This is a genomic window from Limimaricola litoreus, from assembly GCF_024159025.1.
Taxonomy (GTDB): domain Bacteria; phylum Pseudomonadota; class Alphaproteobacteria; order Rhodobacterales; family Rhodobacteraceae; genus Limimaricola; species Limimaricola litoreus.
In genome coordinates this window covers 1-15,382 of sequence record NZ_JAMYXC010000321.1, presented here as the reverse complement: position 1 = coordinate 15,382, position 15,382 = coordinate 1, and the positions used below count along the sequence as shown (strand labels likewise).

The following is a 15,382-nucleotide window of genomic DNA, read 5'->3' as shown; positions in this document are numbered from 1 at the left end:
GGAGATGGCGAGCCGCTGGGCGCATGGCGGTCGCTGCTGCGCCGGGACATCCTGCCCCTCGCCCTCGCCGCCTTTTCCTTCGGGCTGGGTGCTGCGGTGTGGTTCTCCTTCGCGGTGGATGCCGCGGCGCGCGCGGGGGCCGATCTGGGCGGCGGGACGACCGGGCCGCTGATGTTCCTCGCCTATGGGCTGGGCGGCGGTTTGGGGCTGGCCACCGGATGGCTGGTCGAACGCTGCGGGATCGCGTGGCTGATCCGCGTGATCTTCGCCGCCGGCGTGGCCTCGGCCCTGCTCATCGCGCTGATCCCGCAGGCCGCGCTCGCCGCCCTGGGCTCGGCGATGCTGCAAGGGGCCGGGGTCATGACGATCAGCGCGCTGCTGTCGTTCTGGAGCGCGAAGCTCTTTCCCGAACTGCCCTCGCTCAGCTTCACGGCGGTGCTGCTGGCGATGGCGCTCGGTGGCGCGCTCGGGCCGATGCTGGCCGGATCCGTTCTCGACGCCATCGGCAGCCGGGGCGTCTTTCTCGGCACGGCCGCCCTGCTCACTGCCACGGGGCTATGGCTTGGCCCGCGCCATGTGCCCTCCGAGGGGCGCGGCGAAGAGGCGGTAGAAACATGAGGCTCATGTCGGCGCTGCTGGGAAGCCTGGCACCGGGAATGCAGGTTCCGAACCACCCCACCGGGAACCCATGAGGTCCCGCGCCGATCGCAGAGCGGCGGTGCGTCAAGGGGAGGCGCCGAGCGCGAGGGCAAGGGAGATCGCGATATGGCGTTCGAGGGCAACGGCGGTCGCTTCGGCGTCGCGGCGCGCCAGCGGCTCCAGAATGGCTAGATGCTCGCGGATCACGCGGAGGGCATTGTTGCCCGTCACCCGCAACCGCGACTGCACCGCCATGCGGATCTTGATCATGGTCACGCGGTAGATCTCGTCGATCAGGACGTTGTCCATGCTGGACACGAAACGGGAGTGCATGTCCCAGTCGCGGGCCTGCAGTCGGCCGAGCTGCTCGGTGCTGGCAATGCCGCCGGATGCCTCGATCTCCTCCACCAGGCTTCGATGCCAGTCGAGCCAGTCCGACACCTCGGCCGCGTCGATCCGCGTCAACATGTCTGGCAGGGCGGAGAGCTCGATCATTCGGCGCACCTGGTAGGCGTTGCGCACGTAACTGACGTCGAGGCTGGGCACCATCAGCCCCTTCTTGGGGACGGTCACCAGAAGCCCGTCCGCTTCGAGCCGGGGCACGGCCTCCCGTATCGCCCCGAGGGTGGCGCCGGTAATCTCCATCAGGCGGCGTTGCGAAACGATCTCGCCCGGGCGCAGGCGCCCCTCGTCCAGCAGCGCGGTCACCTGCTCGTAGGCGCGGCGCCTCAGCGAGGGCGCGCCATGGCTGTCGCTCGGGGCATCAGGCATCCGGAACTCCGTAAATCGGTGCTTGACATGCTACTGACATGTCAGTGATGTGTCGAGACGTGAGTGGCTGTTTTTTCGGTCGCTTGCCGCAGGGAGACATAGATCGGGAGGAGACCGACGCCATGACCATCACCCGCCGCAGATTGACCACCAGCGCCATCGCCATCGCCGGAGTACTGGCCCTTGCCCCACAGGGCGTACTTGCCCAGGAGAAGGTCGCGCTGCGCCTGTCCACACCCGCATCGGACACCGACCAGCGCAGTATCGCGCTGGCCGAGGTGTTCGGCCCGGCCATATCGGAATTCGCCAGCTATGAGCCGCATTACAATGCTTCCCTGATCGCGCAGGGCTCCGAACTGGAGGCCATCGCCAGCGGCGACCTCGACATGTCGATCACCTCGGCGCAGGAGCTTGCGACCTTCTTTCCCGAGTTCTCGATCTTCACTGCAGGATACGTGCACCAGGACGCCGACCACCAGGTCGCGGTCTTCGACGATCCGCTGATGGATCCCTTCAAGCAGAAGGTCGAGGATGAGCTGGGGGTGAAGCTGCTCGCGGTGATGTATCTGGGCGAGCGCCACGTGAACCTGCGCATGCCGCGCTCCGAGCGGGATGTCCAAACCCCGGATGATCTGGCCGGGGTGAACCTGCGCATGCCGGGCACCGATGCCTGGCAGTTCCTGGGGCGGGCCCTCGGTGCCAACCCGACTCCCATGGCCTTCACCGAGGTCTACACCGCGCTCCAGACCGGCTCTGTCGACGGCCAGGACAATCCGCTCCCCACCGTCGTCGACGCCAAGTTCTACGAGGTCACGGAGCAGATCGCCCTGACGCGCCATCTCGTCGACCTGAACTACCTCGCGATCTCCAAGGAGGTTTGGGACGCCTTCTCGGAGGATCAGCAGGCCACCTTGCAGCAGGCGGCCACCGACGCCGCGCGCGTCGGACGCGAGGCGCAGCTCGCCAAGGAGGCCGAACTCGTCAGTTTCCTGGAAGAGCAGGGGCTCGAAATCTATGAGCCGGACCTCGCGGCGTTCCGCGAGCACGTGCAGGCGCAGTATCTCGAGAGCGATTATGCCGCCGACTGGCCCGAAGGCGTTCTCGAGCAGGTCAACGCACTCGGCGAGTGATCTCATGAGGAGAGCCGGGCGGCAGGGGCTGCCCGGTCGTCACACCGCGCAACCGGAGCTTGGATCATGGCGGATCTTCTCGCAGTCTCGCGGCGCGCCGCCGAGGCGGTGGCTGCAGCCTTCATGGGGCTGATGTTCGCCACCTTCATCCTGCAGGTGGCCATTCGTTACGGCGTGCGCGTCGAAGGTCTCGTCGACGCGGTGCCCCTGCTCGATCCCGCTCTCTACGGCTGGACCTTGGAGTTCTGCCTCGCGCTTTGGGTCTGGCTGATCTTCTGGGGCAACGCCTTCGTGGTGCGCGATCGCGACCATGTCAGCTTTGACATCCTGGCGCTGAAGGTCGGGCCCCGGGTCAGGCGTGTCTTCGTGATCGTGGGCGGGTTGGCCGTGGTCGTCGGTCTCACGCTGTCGATCGGTCCCACCTGGGACCGCTTCGCGATCTTGCGCCTCAAGCAGACGGCGACCCTGGCCGACCTGTTCGGCGACTGGATCCGCATGCGCGACATCTACATCATCTACATGCTGTTCCTCGTCGCCGTGACGGGCCGCTATCTTTGGGTGGTGTGGCAGGCCTTCCGCCACGGTGTGCCCGAGCCCGACCTCGGGATCGACGGCGATCGGGGGGAGCGCCGGTGAGCCTGGCGTTTCTTGCCTGCCTGGCGGTGCTGTTCGGCCTCGCCGCAATCGGCCTGCCCATCGCCTATGCGATCCTGATCGGTGCCTTCGCCTATCTCCTCGCAGCCGGTCAGAGCATCGGGATCGCCGGAAAGGTGCTGATGGACGGGCTCTACCAGAGCTTCATCCTCCTGGCCGTGCCGCTGTTCATCGTGGCGGCCAACATCATGAACGCGGGCACGATCTCGGATCGCCTGCTGCAATTCTGCGTGGCTCTGGTCGGACGCTTCCGGGGCGGTCTCGGGCATGTCAATGTCGTGGCGTCGCTGGTGTTTTCGGGCATGTCGGGTTCGGCGGTGGCCGATGCCGCGGGGATCGGCCGGGTGATTATCGACATGATGACCCGGTCCGGACACTACTCGCGCGGCTACGCCGCCGCGATGACCGCCGCCTCGGCCACCATCGGCCCGATCATTCCGCCCTCGATCCCGATGGTACTCTATGCCCTGGTCTCAGGCAGCTCGATCGGCTTTCTGTTTCTCGCGGGGATCCTGCCGGGGCTTCTGATGGGGCTCGTCCTGATGGCAATGAACCTGTGGATCTCGCGTCGCCGGAATTTCGCGCTCGAGGAGCCGACGCCGTTGCGCGATCTGCCGCGCACCACCTTCCGCGCCTTTCCGGCGCTGATGATGCCGGCCATCCTGCTTTACGGAATTTACGGCGGGGTCACCACGCCGACCGAAGCCGCTGCCGTGGCCGCCTTCTACGCGCTGATCCTGGCGGCCGCGTTCTACCGGTCGCTGACGATCGCCGCCTTCTACGAGATCCTCGTCTCCTCGGCCCGCTCCTCGGCGGCCATCGGTCTGGTGATCGGCGGCGCACTCATCCTCAATTACATCGTCGCCTCCGAGAACATCCCCGGCCGTGTGGCGCAGGCCCTCGTCGGGCTCGACGTTTCTCCGCTGGCCTTCCTGCTCGGCGTCAACCTTCTGATCCTGCTTCTGGGCTGCGTGCTCGACGCCTCGACGATCATTCTCGTGATCATCCCGCTGTTCCTGCCCAGCTGTCGTGAGCTGGGCATCGACCTCGTGCACTTCGGCGTGGTGGCGATCGTCAACTGCATGATCGGGCTCATCACGCCCCCCTATGGCATTCTGCTTTTCGTCATCAACGCCGTGACCCGCATTCCGCTGGCCGAGATCATCCGCGAGATCTGGCTGTTCCTCGCGGTGCTGATCTTCGCCTTGCTGCTGCTCATCCTGTTTCCCGGCATCACTCTCTGGCTGCCCCGCCTGATGGGATATGCCGGTTGACCTCACCAGATCGAAAGTCCCCCTCCATGACCGCTCCCGTCTTTGGCATCTTTCCCGTCGTGATCACCCCCTTCACAAAGGCCGACACCATCGACTGGGACGGTTATGCACGGCTGATCGAATGGTATCTCGCTCACGGGGCGCAGGGGCTCTTCGCGGTCTGCCAATCCTCCGAAATGCAATACCTCAGCCTCGCCGAGCGTCGCGATCTTGCCCGGTTCACCGTCGATCGCGTGGCGGGCAGGGTGCCGGTCGTCGCATCGGGCCATGTCTCCGACGCGCCGGAGGATCAGATCGAGGAACTCTCCGCCATCGCGGCCACCGGGGTCGATGCGGTGGTCTTCGTGACCAACCGCCTGGCCGCGCCGGACGATGCGCCCGGCACGCTGGTTTCACGTCTCGAAACGCTGATCGCTGCGCTGCCCGAGACGACACGCTTCGGCCTCTACGAATGCCCGGCGCCCTACCGTCGTCTGCTCACCGACGATGAGTTGACATGGTGCGCGCAGCACGGGCGTTTCGACTTCCTCAAGGACGTCTCATGCGATCTGGAAACGGTCAAACGCCGGCTCGCGCTCGTCCGGGGCACGCCGCTGGCCATCAACAACGCCAACGCGGCACTGGCCTGGCCAATCATGCAGGCGGGCGGGCAGGGGTTCTCGGGGATCATGAACAACTTCCACCCCGATCTCTATCGCTGGCTCCATGATCAGGGCGCCGCGCATCCCGACCTGGCGAAAGAACTCGACACCTTCCTGGTGCTTTCGGCGATGTGCGAACCGTTCGGTTATCCCAAGCTCGCGAAGGCGTTCCACAACCGCATCGGCACCTTCGAGAGCGCGCACAGCCGGGTGGTGCCCTATGAGCTCGGCGAACGGCATTGGGCGATCGGGGCCGTGCTCGACCAGATCATGGAAGGGGCTGACCGGTTCCGGACGCGGATCGCTGCACTGCCCTCTCCGGCGGGCCGGGGGTGAACGCAGCCGATTTCGCCGGCCCCTTGAGCGTGATCCTGATGAAACCCGCCGGTGAGGCCGGAGTGAGGCTGCGCCGATCGATGCAAGGATGCTTTGCACCGGTCCAGACCCACACACAGACGCCGACCCGCCGCCAGCATCGCAGGTCAGGTGATTGACGCGATGTCAAAGACATGGACCTTTGGGCATTCGAGATTACAGGAGGGTGTCGCGACACCCCACCCAACCGCAGGGGCGGGAGCGTCCGCCGGAAAAAGGATCCAAGGGAGGATACCATGAAATCGATTTTCGTCGGTGCGCTCGCGGCGCTCGCCGCCGCCGCCACGCCCGTGATGGCCGAATACCCCGAGAAGGAAATTAGGGGCATCATCCAGTGGGGCGCAGGCGGCTCCACCGATACGGTGATGCGCGCGGTCACGCCGCATGCCGAGGATGCCCTCGGCGGCAAGGTGGTCATGCAGAACATGACCGGTGGTGTCGGCGCGATCGCGGTGAAGTTCGCCTCGGCGCAGGATGCCGACGGATATACCCTGTTGATGGGTGCCGAAAACCCGCTGCTCTACAAGGTGATGGGTCTTGGCGAGACGGATTATTCGAGCTTCACGCCGATCAACCTGCTGGCCCGCGGCGTGCCGATCCTCGTGGCCGACACCGACGCGCCCTTCGACACGCTCGAAGAGATGGTCACCCATGTTCAGGAGAACCCCGGGTCGGTGAAGTTCGGCTCGACCGGGCCGGGCGGGCTGGCCTCGGTGGTCGTGGCGATGCTGCAAAGCGAGATGGAGCTGCCGGTCACCTCGGTGCCCTATGACGGGGACGGCCCGGCGCTGACCGCGTTGCAGGGCGGCGCGATCGACGTGATGCCTGCCGTGCTGGGTGCCGCGATCGAAGGGATCCGCGCCGGGCGGATGAAGCCGATCGCGCTGATCGACGTCTCCCCCAACGAGGCGCTGCCCGATCTGGCCCCGATCACCAAGACCTATCCCGCGTTCGAGACCTATCTCCCCTGGGGCCCGTTCTTCGGCGTCTTCGTCAAGGAAGGCACGCCCGACGAGGTGGTCACCAAGCTCACCGAGGCCTACTCGGCCGGTGTCGAGAACGAGGCGTTCCAACAGCTGATGGAGGATCGCGGCTTCGAGGTGATGAACATCTCGGGCGCGCAGGCGCAGGACTTTCTCGACAAGTGGCAGTCGGTGACGAGCTGGCTCGTGCATGACGCGGGCATCGCCAAGACCTCTCCCGAAGAGTTCGGCATTCCGCGCCCCGAGTAGGCGCGCACGCCGGGCCGCCGCCGCGCGCCGCGCGACGGCCCGGCGATCTTTCGACCATGGCGCTGTCAGCGAGGACACACCCATGCCTGAGCCGACCAAGAAGAAGCCGGGAGAAACCGCCTTCGCGCTGTTTCTCGTGGGGCTGAGCGGTTTCCTGCTCTGGCAGGCCTGGGGGATCGCGGGGTTCGAGGCGCTGTCCTCGCCCGGTGCCTTCCCGATGGCGGTGACCTTCACCATGCTGCTGTCCTCGGGGCCGATCCTGTTCAGGACGCTGCGCGTTGCGGATCGCGCGCCGCTGCGCTTCTTCACCGACATCGCGCCCCCCGTCATCCTGATCATGTTCGCGATGATGCTGGGCTATGCGTTCTTGCTGAAGCCGCTCGGGTTCCTGCCGACCTCTCTGGCGTTCCTGACGCTCTCGATCCTCGGCCTGCGCAGGCGCGGCCTCGCTTGGAGCTTCGGCGTCTCGCTGGTCTCGCTGGCGCTGGTCTACCTGGTCTTCCGCATCGTCTTCACCGTGCTGATGCCCCAGGGCATCGTGCCCGAAGGCGAGATCCTGGCATGGCTGGGCGGTCTGTTCTCGAGCGGGGGCGCGCCATGATCGAAGCGCTGCAATATCTGACCATCGCCTGGTTCGATCCCAAGCTTCTGGGCCTCGTGGCCTTGGGCACCTTCGCGGGCATCTACGTGGGCGCGATCCCGGGTCTCTCGGTCACCATGGCGGTGTCGATCCTGATTTCCTTCACCTTCGCTTGGGAGGTCTACCCGGCGCTGTGCCTGATGGTCGGCATCTACATGGGCGGGGTCTACGGCGGCTCGCGCACCGCCATCCTGCTCAACATCCCCGGCGCGCCTTCGGCCATCGCGACGGCGCTCGACGGCTACCCTCTGGCGCAGAAGGGGCAGGCGGGCGAGGCGATCGGCCTGTCGACCGTCATGTCCTTCGTCGGTGGCTTCATCGGGATCGGCGTGCTCGCTTTCGCGGCGCCCTTCGTCTCCGAGTTCGCGCTGACCTTCCAGCCGCGCGATTACATGCTGCTGGCCATCCTCGGCATCCTGCTGGTCGGCTCGCTTTCGGGCGAGAGCCTGCTCAAGGGGATCTTTGCCGGCAGCCTCGGCCTGCTGATCGGGGCGGTCGGGCTGGATCCGCTCACCGCGCAGGAGCGGTTCACCTTCGGCGTGGTCGAACTTTGGGGCGGCATCTCCTTCATCGCGGTGATGATCGGCCTGTTCGGCGTCTCCGAGGCGCTGACGCAGCTGCACCACGTCGACAAGGCCGCGATCAAGCAGACCGTCGGCCGCATCGTGCCGAGCTGGGGCGCGATCCGGAAGGTCCTGCCACTTTCGGTCCAGACCTCCTCGATCGGCGTCATCATCGGGGCGCTGCCCGGAACGGGTGGAGATATCGCGGCGCTCATGGCCTATGACCATGCCAAGCGGGTTACCAAGGCCCCGGAGGTGCCGTTCGGCGAGGGGGCGCAGGAGGGGCTGGTCGCGCCCGAGACCGCCAACAACGCCGCCGTCGGCGGCGCCTTCATCCCGATGCTGACGCTGGGCATTCCCGGCGACGCGGTGACCGCGATCATCATCGGCGCGCTGTTCATCCACGGGCTGAACCCCGGCCCGATGCTGATGATCGAGCAGCCGCAGATGTTCTGGTTCATCACCGGGGCATTGATGCTGGCCAATGTCTTCATGCTGATCTTCGGCCTGACCGGAATCCGGCTCTTGACCAGGATCGTCGAGATGCCGCGCACGGTGCTGATCCCGCTGATCCTGCTGCTGTCGATCGTCGGCGCCTATGCCGTGAACAACGCGATCACCGATGTCTACTGGATGCTGCTGTTCGGTGCCTTCGGCTACCTGCTCAAGACCTATGGCTACCAGCTCGGCCCCGTCATCCTCGGCGTGATCCTGAGCCGCCTGATCGACGAGAACTGGCGCCGTGCGATCATCTCCGACCAAGAGAGCCTCGGCCTGCTGCTGCGCGGCATCGTCACCAGCCCGCTGTCGCTGGTGCTGCTGCTCGCGGTGCTGTTCGTCTTCTTCAGCCAGACCCCGGTCTGGACCGGCTGGCGCGCCCGCCGGGCGGCGCTGCGCGCCAGCGGCGACGGGATCTGATCCATGCAGGGCCACACTGCCATGCCCCCTCATGCCCCGACGCTTCGCCTCGGCCTGATCGGCGACAACATCCGCGCCTCGCGCTCGCCGCTGCTGCACCGCATCGCCGGTGAGATGCTCGGCCGGCCCACGACCTACGACAGCCTGATCCCCGCCGATCTGAAGCGCGATTTCCACGCCGTCTTCGCCGATTGCGGCCGGGTATACCGGGGCATCAACGTGACCTATCCCTACAAGGAGATCGCGGCCAAGAAGGTGATGGTCGAGGACCCGCTGGTGCGCGGTATCGGCGCGGTCAACAAGGTGCTGTTCGAGCCCGACGGCCCGAAGGGCCACAACACCGATCATACCGGCTTCATGGCGGCCTATGCCCGCGTCCGGGGCGATACGCCGCCGGGCACGGTGCTGATGATCGGCACCGGCGGGGTCGGACGAGCCGTGGCCTTCGGTCTGGCCGGCCTCGGCGCGGCGGTGGTGCGGCTGATGGATCGTGACCGCGCCAAGGCCGAGGTGCTGGCAAGCGAACTGCGCGCCGCGGCGCCGGGCATCGCGATCGAGGTTCACGAGAACGCGGAAGGGGCGTGCCACGGGGCCGATGGGCTGATCAACTGCACGCCACTGGGCATGGAGGGGCACCCCGGCACGCCGCTGCCGCGAAAGGCCATGGCTGGTGCATCCTGGGCCTTCGACGCGGTCTATACGCCGGAGCACACGCGTTTCCTTCTCGATGCGGCAACCGGGGGCCTGCAGATCATCTCGGGATGGGAGCTCTATTTCTACCAGGGCCTCCACGCCTCGAAGCTCTTTACCGGCCACAGTCTCGACGCGGAGGCCTTGCGCGCCCGTCTCAGGGAGGATTGATCATGCGCCCTCGTGCCGATGCAGGAGCTCGGCGTTGTCCTGATGCCTGTCTGTTCGTCGGTTGCCCCGTACGCGGTCGGGGGCACCGCCAGGGCCGCCGAAGATCTTCGTGAATTCGAGCAAGCGCGCCGGGGCCGGGCGGGCTGTTCATCGTGATCGTCGAGCGCCACGGCGACGATTGTGGCTATGACGCGCCGTTCCGCCTTGCCGGTCCGGTGCGGCCCGTGACTTTACGGCGCATCGACGCGGTCGGCATCACCCCATGCCCGACGGTTCACACCAGGTTCTGCTGCCGTGCCGCCTCCACCAGAGCCTGACGCATCAGCCGCTGCGCCGGCATCGGCTCTTCCTCGGCCCGCATCATGATGCCGACCGGGCCGGCGGTGGCCTGCATGTCGATCGGCAGCGCCTTGAGCCGGCCGGCGGCAATGTCGCGCTCGACCACGCCGTGGCTGATGACCCAGACCGCGCGCCTGTCGTCGAGCGCCATGCTGCGGCCGAAGGCGCCCGAGACGCTCTCGATCCGGTTCGGCGGAATCCCCGCACCGGCCGCGATCATCGCCCGGTCGACCAGCGGGCGGATCGCCGATCTCTCGGACGGGTAGACCACCTGCCAGTCGCGCAGCGCCGAAAGATCCTCGGCCCGCTCCAGCGGATGGCCCGGCACCACCACCGCCACCACATGTTCGGAATAGAGCCGGGTGAAGCTCAGCCCGGTCATGGTCTCGGCCTCACCGAGCCGCCCGGCCACCATGTCGAGCTCGCCCGAGCGCAGCCGGTCGGTGAGAAAGCCGTGCGGGCCGTCCTCGACATGCAGGAGAGCGCCGGGTGCGTAGTCCTGCAACAATCGCGCCGCCTGCGGCAAAAGCTTGGCCGCGACCGAGGGCAGGGCGCCGACGGCGATCCGTGCCGCGCTGCCCGAGGCGATCTCGCCGAGGCTCGTCACCCCCTGCCGCAGGGCCGCGAGGCCGATCTCGGCGAACTGCAGGAACACCGACCCCTCGCGCGTCAGCGTCACGCCGCCGCGGTCGCGCGTCATGAGATCGGCGCCGAGGATGACCTCCAGTTCCTTGAGCGTCTTGGAGATCGCCGGCTGGGTGAGGTTCAGCCGCTCGGCGGCGAGCTTGAAGCTGCGCTGGCGGGTGATCTCGACAAAGATCTCGATATGGCGAAGCTTGATGCGGCGATCCATTTCATTTCCGATCCGGCAAGTAACCTGCTCACAACTTCATTTTACTTGCACATATCGTCTGAATACCCTGCCGGCAATCATCGGGAGGAGAGATATGCGAACCCAGGTCGTGATCATCGGCGGCGGACCTTCGGGGCTCTTGCTGTCGCAGCTCCTGCATGTGCGCGGCATTGACAGCATCGTGCTCGAACGCAAGACCCGCGATTACGTGCTGGGCCGCATCCGCGCGGGTGTGCTGGAGCGCGGGCTTCTCGACCTGATGCGCGAGGCGGGCATCGCCGACCGGATGGAGCGCGAGGGCCATCCGCATGACGGCACCTCGATCGCGCATCCGGGCGGCATGTTCCACATCGACTTCAAGGCGCTGACGGGCCATTCGGTCATGGTCTATGGCCAGACCGAGGTGACGCGTGATCTCTACGACGCGCGCGAGAAGGCGGATGGCAGGATCGAGTTCGAGGTCGAGCAGGTCGAGATCCACGACGCCGACAGCGCGAAGCCGCATGTCACCTTTCGCCGGGACGGCACCGAGCACCGGATCGATTGTGATTTCGTGGCGGGCTGCGATGGCTATCACGGTGTGAGCCGCCAGGCGATCCCGCTTGCGGTCCGGTGCGAATACGAGAAGACCTACCCTTTCGGCTGGCTGGGCATCCTCAGCGAGACGCCGCCCGTCAATGACGAGCTGATCTATGCCAATTCCGAGCGCGGCTTCGCCCTGTGCTCGATGCGCAACGAGAACCTCAGCCGCTACTACATCCAGTGCGCGCTCAGCGACAAGCCCGAGGACTGGACCGATGCCGCCTTCTGGCAGGAGCTGAAGCGGCGGCTGCCCGGGGAGGTGGCGGAGAACCTCGTCACCGGGCCCTCGATCGAGAAGTCGATCGCGCCGCTGCGCAGCTTCGTATGCGAACCGATGCGCTGGGGGCGCCTGTTCCTGTGTGGCGACGCGGCCCATATCGTGCCGCCGACCGGGGCCAAAGGGCTCAACACCGCCGCCTCGGACGTGCATTACCTCTACAACGCGCTGCGCCAGTTCTACGAGGAGCGCGACCCCGAGGGCATCGACCGCTATTCCGAACGGGCGCTGGCGCGGGTCTGGAAGGCGGAGCGCTTTTCATGGTGGTTCTCCTCGCTGCTGCACCGCTACCCTGAGCAGAGCGCCTTCGACCTGCGGATGCAGCGCGCCGAGCTGGAGTTCCTCAAAAGCAACCGGGCCGCGCAGACCGCGATGGCCGAGAACTATGTCGGCCTGCCATATTGAGCGCCGGGGAAGGAGCCACGCGATGAGCGAGAGGATGAAACAGGGCATGGCGACGCGGCGGCGGGTGTTGGGGAATGCCCATGTCGACCGGGCCGAGGCGGCCAAGGACGGCTTTGACGCGCCATTTCAGGAGATGATCACCGAGGCCGCATGGGGCCATGTCTGGAGCCGCGGCACGATCACCGACCGCGAGCGCTCGATGCTGACCATCGCGCTGCTGGCGGGTCTGGGCAACGATGCGGAGCTGGCGCTGCATGTCCGCGCCACGGCCAACACCGGCGCGAGCCGCGAGGACGTGCTCGAGGCGCTGATGCATGTGGCGATCTATGCGGGCGTGCCGCGCGCCAACCATGCCATCGGCATCGCCAAGAGGACCTTCGAGGAGATGGGGGCGGCATGAGCACCTTTGGCCGAAAGCCGCCCGTGACCCAGACCCCCGGCGGGCAAGACCGGGCTGGCGGGGGGCTCTATGCGCGCGACCGCGCCTGGCACCCCGCGCCGCTGACCCCGCCCTACAAGACCTCCGTGGCGCGCTCGCCCATGCGCGCGCCGATCTCCTTTCCCACCACGCTGAGCGAGGAGACGGGCCCGGTCTTCACCCATGACATGCTGGGGCAGCTGGACGCCGACCTGATCCACAACTACGCCAAGTCCCCCGACGGTGCGATCGGGCCGCGCATCGTGGTGCAGGGCAGGGTGCTCGACCAGGACGGGCGCGGCGTGCCGCATGCGCTGGTCGAGGTCTGGCAGGCCAATGCGGGCGGGCGCTACCGCCACAAGAAGGAGGGCTATCTCGCGCCCCTTGACCCCGATTTCGGCGGCTGCGGGCGCTGCCTCACGGACGAGTTCGGAAATTACGAGTTCCGCACCATCCAGCCCGGGCCCTATCCATGGCCCAACGGGCCGAACGACTGGCGGCCCGCGCATATCCATTTCTCGGTTTTCGGGCAAAGCTGGGGCCAGCGGCTGATCACCCAGATGTATTTCGACGGCGACCCGATGATCTGGCACTGCCCGATCGTGGGCACCATCCCCTCGCGCGAAGGGATCGAAAGCTTGGTGGCCAGGCTCGACATGGAGGCCACGATCCCGATGGATGCGCGGGTCTACCGCTTCGACATCGTGCTGCGCGGCCGCCGCCAGACCCTGTTCGAGAACCGCATGGAGGGGCTGTGATGCAACGCATCGAAAGATTGAAGGAAAGCCCGAGCCAGACGGCGGGGCCCTATGTGCATATCGGCGCTCTGCCGAATTTCGCAGAAATAGAAGGGGTTTACGACGAAGACCTCGGGCATCGCATGATCACCGGCGAGGCGAAGGGCGAGCGGATCACCATCCGCGGCACCGTGTTCGACGGGACCGGCGCGGCGCTTCGCGACGCGATGGTCGAGATATGGCAGGCCGACGCGCAGGGCCGCTATCCCGGACAGGACGGCGCCGACCCGGCCTTTGCCGGCTGGGGCCGTCAGGCGGGGGACATGGAGACGGGCGAGTTCGCCTTCGAGACGGTGAAGCCCGGGCCGGTGGCGTTTCGCGACGGGCGGCTCATGGCGCCGCATGTCTCGGTCTGGATCGTCGCGCGCGGCATCAATCTGGGGCTGCAGACGCGGCTCTATTTCGCCGACGAGGCCGAGACCAACGCCACCGACCCGATCCTCGCGCGGATCGAGCACCGCGACCGGATCGGCACGCTGATGGCCCGGCCCGAGGGCGACGGGGTGTACCGCTTCGACATCCGCCTGCAAGGTGAAGACGAGACGATCTTCTTCGACATCTGAGGAACACCCCATGACCGGCCCCTGCATCATCTGCGTCGCGGTCACCGGCTCCCTGCCGACCAAGGCCAACAACCCCGCGGTGCCGATCGGCATCGACGAGCAGGTCGAGAGCACGCAGGAGGCCTTCGAGGCGGGAGCGACCATCGCGCATTGCCACGTGCGCGACGACGAGGGCCGCCCCACCTCGGACCCCGATCGCTTCGCCCGGCTCAAGGAGGGGATCGAAAGGCACTGCCCCGGCATGATCGTGCAGCTTTCGACCGGCGGCCGCTCGGGCGCGGGGCGCGAACGCGGCGGGATGCTGCCGCTTGCGCCCGACATGGCCTCGCTCTCGGTCGGCTCGAACAACTTTCCGACGCGGGTCTACGAGAACCCGCCCGATCTGGTGGACTGGCTGGCCGCGGAGATGCTGAACTACGGCGTGAAGCCCGAGATCGAGGCTTTCGATCTGAGCCATATCGTCCAGGCGGCGCGGATGGCACAGGAGGGGCGGATCGCGGGGCCGCTCTACGTTCAGTTCGTGATGGGGGTAAGGAACGCCATGCCGGTCGATGAACCGATCTTCGATTTCTACATCGAAACGCTGAAACGCCTCGCCCCGGACGCGCAATGGTGCGCCGCGGGCATCGGCGCGGCGCAACTCACCATCAATGAATGGGCTATCGCCAAGGGCGGGCATACCCGCACCGGGCTAGAGGATAATGTCCGGCTCGACCGCGACACGCTCGCGCCCTCGAACGCCGCGCTGGTCAGGCGCGCCGCCGATCTGAGCGAAAAGCACGAGAGGCCGGTAGCGACATGGCAGCAGGCGCGCGAGATCCTCGGCCTGCGCATGCCGGAGGGGCTGGCATGAGCGGGCTGCGCTTCGCCGCGCCCAATGGCGCCACGCTGCATCACGCGATCCGCCAGGGGCGGGGACGTCCGGTGGTCTTTGCCAATTCGCTCGGCACCGACATGCGGATCTGGCAGGCGGTCGTGGGGGGGCTCGATCCCGAAACACCACTCCTGATGTGGGACAAGCGCGGTCACGGCCTGTCGGAGGAGGGGCCGGTCGGGATGAAGGGACATGCGGCCGATCTTGCCGGGCTGATGGATCTGCACGGGCTGTCGGACGCGCTGATCTGCGGCGTTTCCGTTGGCGGCATGATCGCGCAGCAGCTCGCGATGGACCGGCCCGATCTCGTCGCGGGGCTGCTTTTGTCGAACACCGGCCACAGGATCGGCACCGACGCGACCTGGAACAGCCGGATCGAGACGGTCGAGCGCGAGGGCATCGCCGCGATCGCGGGACCGATCCTCGAACGCTGGCTCTCGCCCGGCTACCGCAGAGCCAACCCCGCCGCGATGGTGGGCTGGCACGCGATGCTGACGCGCACCCCCGCCGCGGGCTACGCCGCCGTGTGTCGCGCGATCCGCGACGCCGACCTGACCGATGCCGCGCGCGGCATCG

17 protein-coding genes are annotated in these 15,382 nt (G+C 67.0%); 15 read left to right on the top strand and 2 right to left on the bottom strand.

Features of this window, described 5'->3' with window-relative positions; translation table 11 throughout:
- Positions 1-618: MFS transporter (locus NHG85_RS19365; protein WP_502213731.1), on the top strand; the 618-nt coding region annotated here is incomplete at its 5' end.
- A gap of 105 nt (positions 619-723) precedes the next feature.
- On the opposite strand, the gene NHG85_RS19360 is transcribed toward NHG85_RS19365, so the two are convergent.
- Entirely contained in the window at positions 724-1,410 is a 687-nt protein-coding gene (locus NHG85_RS19360) for a GntR family transcriptional regulator (RefSeq protein ID WP_253335379.1), read from the bottom strand.
- A 122-nt stretch (positions 1,411-1,532) separates the two neighbouring features.
- On the opposite strand from NHG85_RS19360, the gene dctP reads away from it, so the two are divergent.
- The 8 genes from dctP (at position 1,533) to NHG85_RS19320 (ending at position 9,698) form a co-directional block, all read left to right on the top strand.
- Positions 1,533-2,540, top strand: coding sequence for a TRAP transporter substrate-binding protein DctP (dctP, locus tag NHG85_RS19355; RefSeq protein WP_253335378.1), 1,008 nt, complete (start codon positions 1,533-1,535; stop codon positions 2,538-2,540).
- A 66-nt stretch (positions 2,541-2,606) separates the two neighbouring features.
- Positions 2,607-3,176 (top strand): TRAP transporter small permease, encoded by a 570-nt coding sequence (locus NHG85_RS19350; protein ID WP_253335377.1) that lies wholly within the window; start codon positions 2,607-2,609, stop codon positions 3,174-3,176.
- Positions 3,173-4,468, top strand: coding sequence for a TRAP transporter large permease (locus tag NHG85_RS19345; protein ID WP_253335376.1), 1,296 nt, complete (start codon positions 3,173-3,175; stop codon positions 4,466-4,468). The genes NHG85_RS19350 and NHG85_RS19345 overlap by 4 nt, the downstream gene beginning before the upstream one ends.
- A gap of 26 nt (positions 4,469-4,494) precedes the next feature.
- The gene (locus NHG85_RS19340) at positions 4,495-5,445 is read left to right on the top strand and encodes a dihydrodipicolinate synthase family protein (RefSeq protein WP_253335375.1); all 951 of its coding nucleotides are present in this window, start codon (positions 4,495-4,497) and stop codon (positions 5,443-5,445) included.
- Between the two features lie 275 nt (positions 5,446-5,720).
- Positions 5,721-6,716, top strand: a complete 996-nt coding sequence (locus tag NHG85_RS19335) for a tripartite tricarboxylate transporter substrate binding protein (RefSeq protein ID WP_253335374.1) — start codon at positions 5,721-5,723, stop codon at positions 6,714-6,716.
- A gap of 82 nt (positions 6,717-6,798) precedes the next feature.
- Positions 6,799-7,317, top strand: a complete 519-nt coding sequence (locus NHG85_RS19330) for a tripartite tricarboxylate transporter TctB family protein (protein WP_253335373.1) — start codon at positions 6,799-6,801, stop codon at positions 7,315-7,317.
- A complete protein-coding gene (locus tag NHG85_RS19325; protein ID WP_253335372.1) occupies positions 7,314-8,837 on the top strand; it encodes a tripartite tricarboxylate transporter permease in 1,524 nt (507 codons plus the stop codon). The genes NHG85_RS19330 and NHG85_RS19325 overlap by 4 nt, the downstream gene beginning before the upstream one ends.
- Positions 8,838-8,840: 3 nt before the next feature.
- Complete coding sequence (locus NHG85_RS19320; protein ID WP_253335371.1) at positions 8,841-9,698, top strand: shikimate dehydrogenase family protein; 858 nt, start codon at positions 8,841-8,843, stop codon at positions 9,696-9,698.
- Between the two features lie 274 nt (positions 9,699-9,972).
- Here the strand turns inward: NHG85_RS19320 and pcaQ are convergent, their stop codons facing one another.
- Positions 9,973-10,890 (bottom strand): pca operon transcription factor PcaQ, encoded by a 918-nt coding sequence (gene pcaQ, locus NHG85_RS19315; protein WP_253335370.1) that lies wholly within the window; start codon positions 10,888-10,890, stop codon positions 9,973-9,975.
- 94 nt (positions 10,891-10,984) lie between these two features.
- On the opposite strand from pcaQ, the gene pobA reads away from it, so the two are divergent.
- The 6 genes from pobA to NHG85_RS19285 all read left to right on the top strand — a co-directional run.
- On the top strand, positions 10,985-12,154 hold the full coding sequence (gene pobA / locus NHG85_RS19310; protein ID WP_253335369.1) for a 4-hydroxybenzoate 3-monooxygenase: 1,170 nt from the start codon (positions 10,985-10,987) through the stop codon (positions 12,152-12,154).
- 22 nt (positions 12,155-12,176) lie between these two features.
- The gene (pcaC, locus tag NHG85_RS19305; protein WP_253335368.1) at positions 12,177-12,554 is read left to right on the top strand and encodes a 4-carboxymuconolactone decarboxylase; all 378 of its coding nucleotides are present in this window, start codon (positions 12,177-12,179) and stop codon (positions 12,552-12,554) included.
- A gap of 23 nt (positions 12,555-12,577) precedes the next feature.
- A complete protein-coding gene (gene pcaH / locus NHG85_RS19300; protein ID WP_253335367.1) occupies positions 12,578-13,330 on the top strand; it encodes a protocatechuate 3,4-dioxygenase subunit beta in 753 nt (250 codons plus the stop codon).
- Positions 13,330-13,932: a protocatechuate 3,4-dioxygenase subunit alpha gene (gene pcaG, locus NHG85_RS19295; protein ID WP_253335366.1), complete on the top strand. Its 603-nt coding sequence runs from the start codon at positions 13,330-13,332 to the stop codon at positions 13,930-13,932. The genes pcaH and pcaG overlap by 1 nt, the downstream gene beginning before the upstream one ends.
- Positions 13,933-13,942: 10 nt before the next feature.
- Complete coding sequence (locus NHG85_RS19290; protein ID WP_253335365.1) at positions 13,943-14,785, top strand: 3-oxoadipate:acetyl-CoA acetyltransferase; 843 nt, start codon at positions 13,943-13,945, stop codon at positions 14,783-14,785.
- A partial coding sequence (locus NHG85_RS19285) for an alpha/beta fold hydrolase (protein ID WP_253335364.1) occupies positions 14,782-15,382 on the top strand: 601 nt, incomplete at its 3' end. The genes NHG85_RS19290 and NHG85_RS19285, both read left to right, overlap by 4 nt.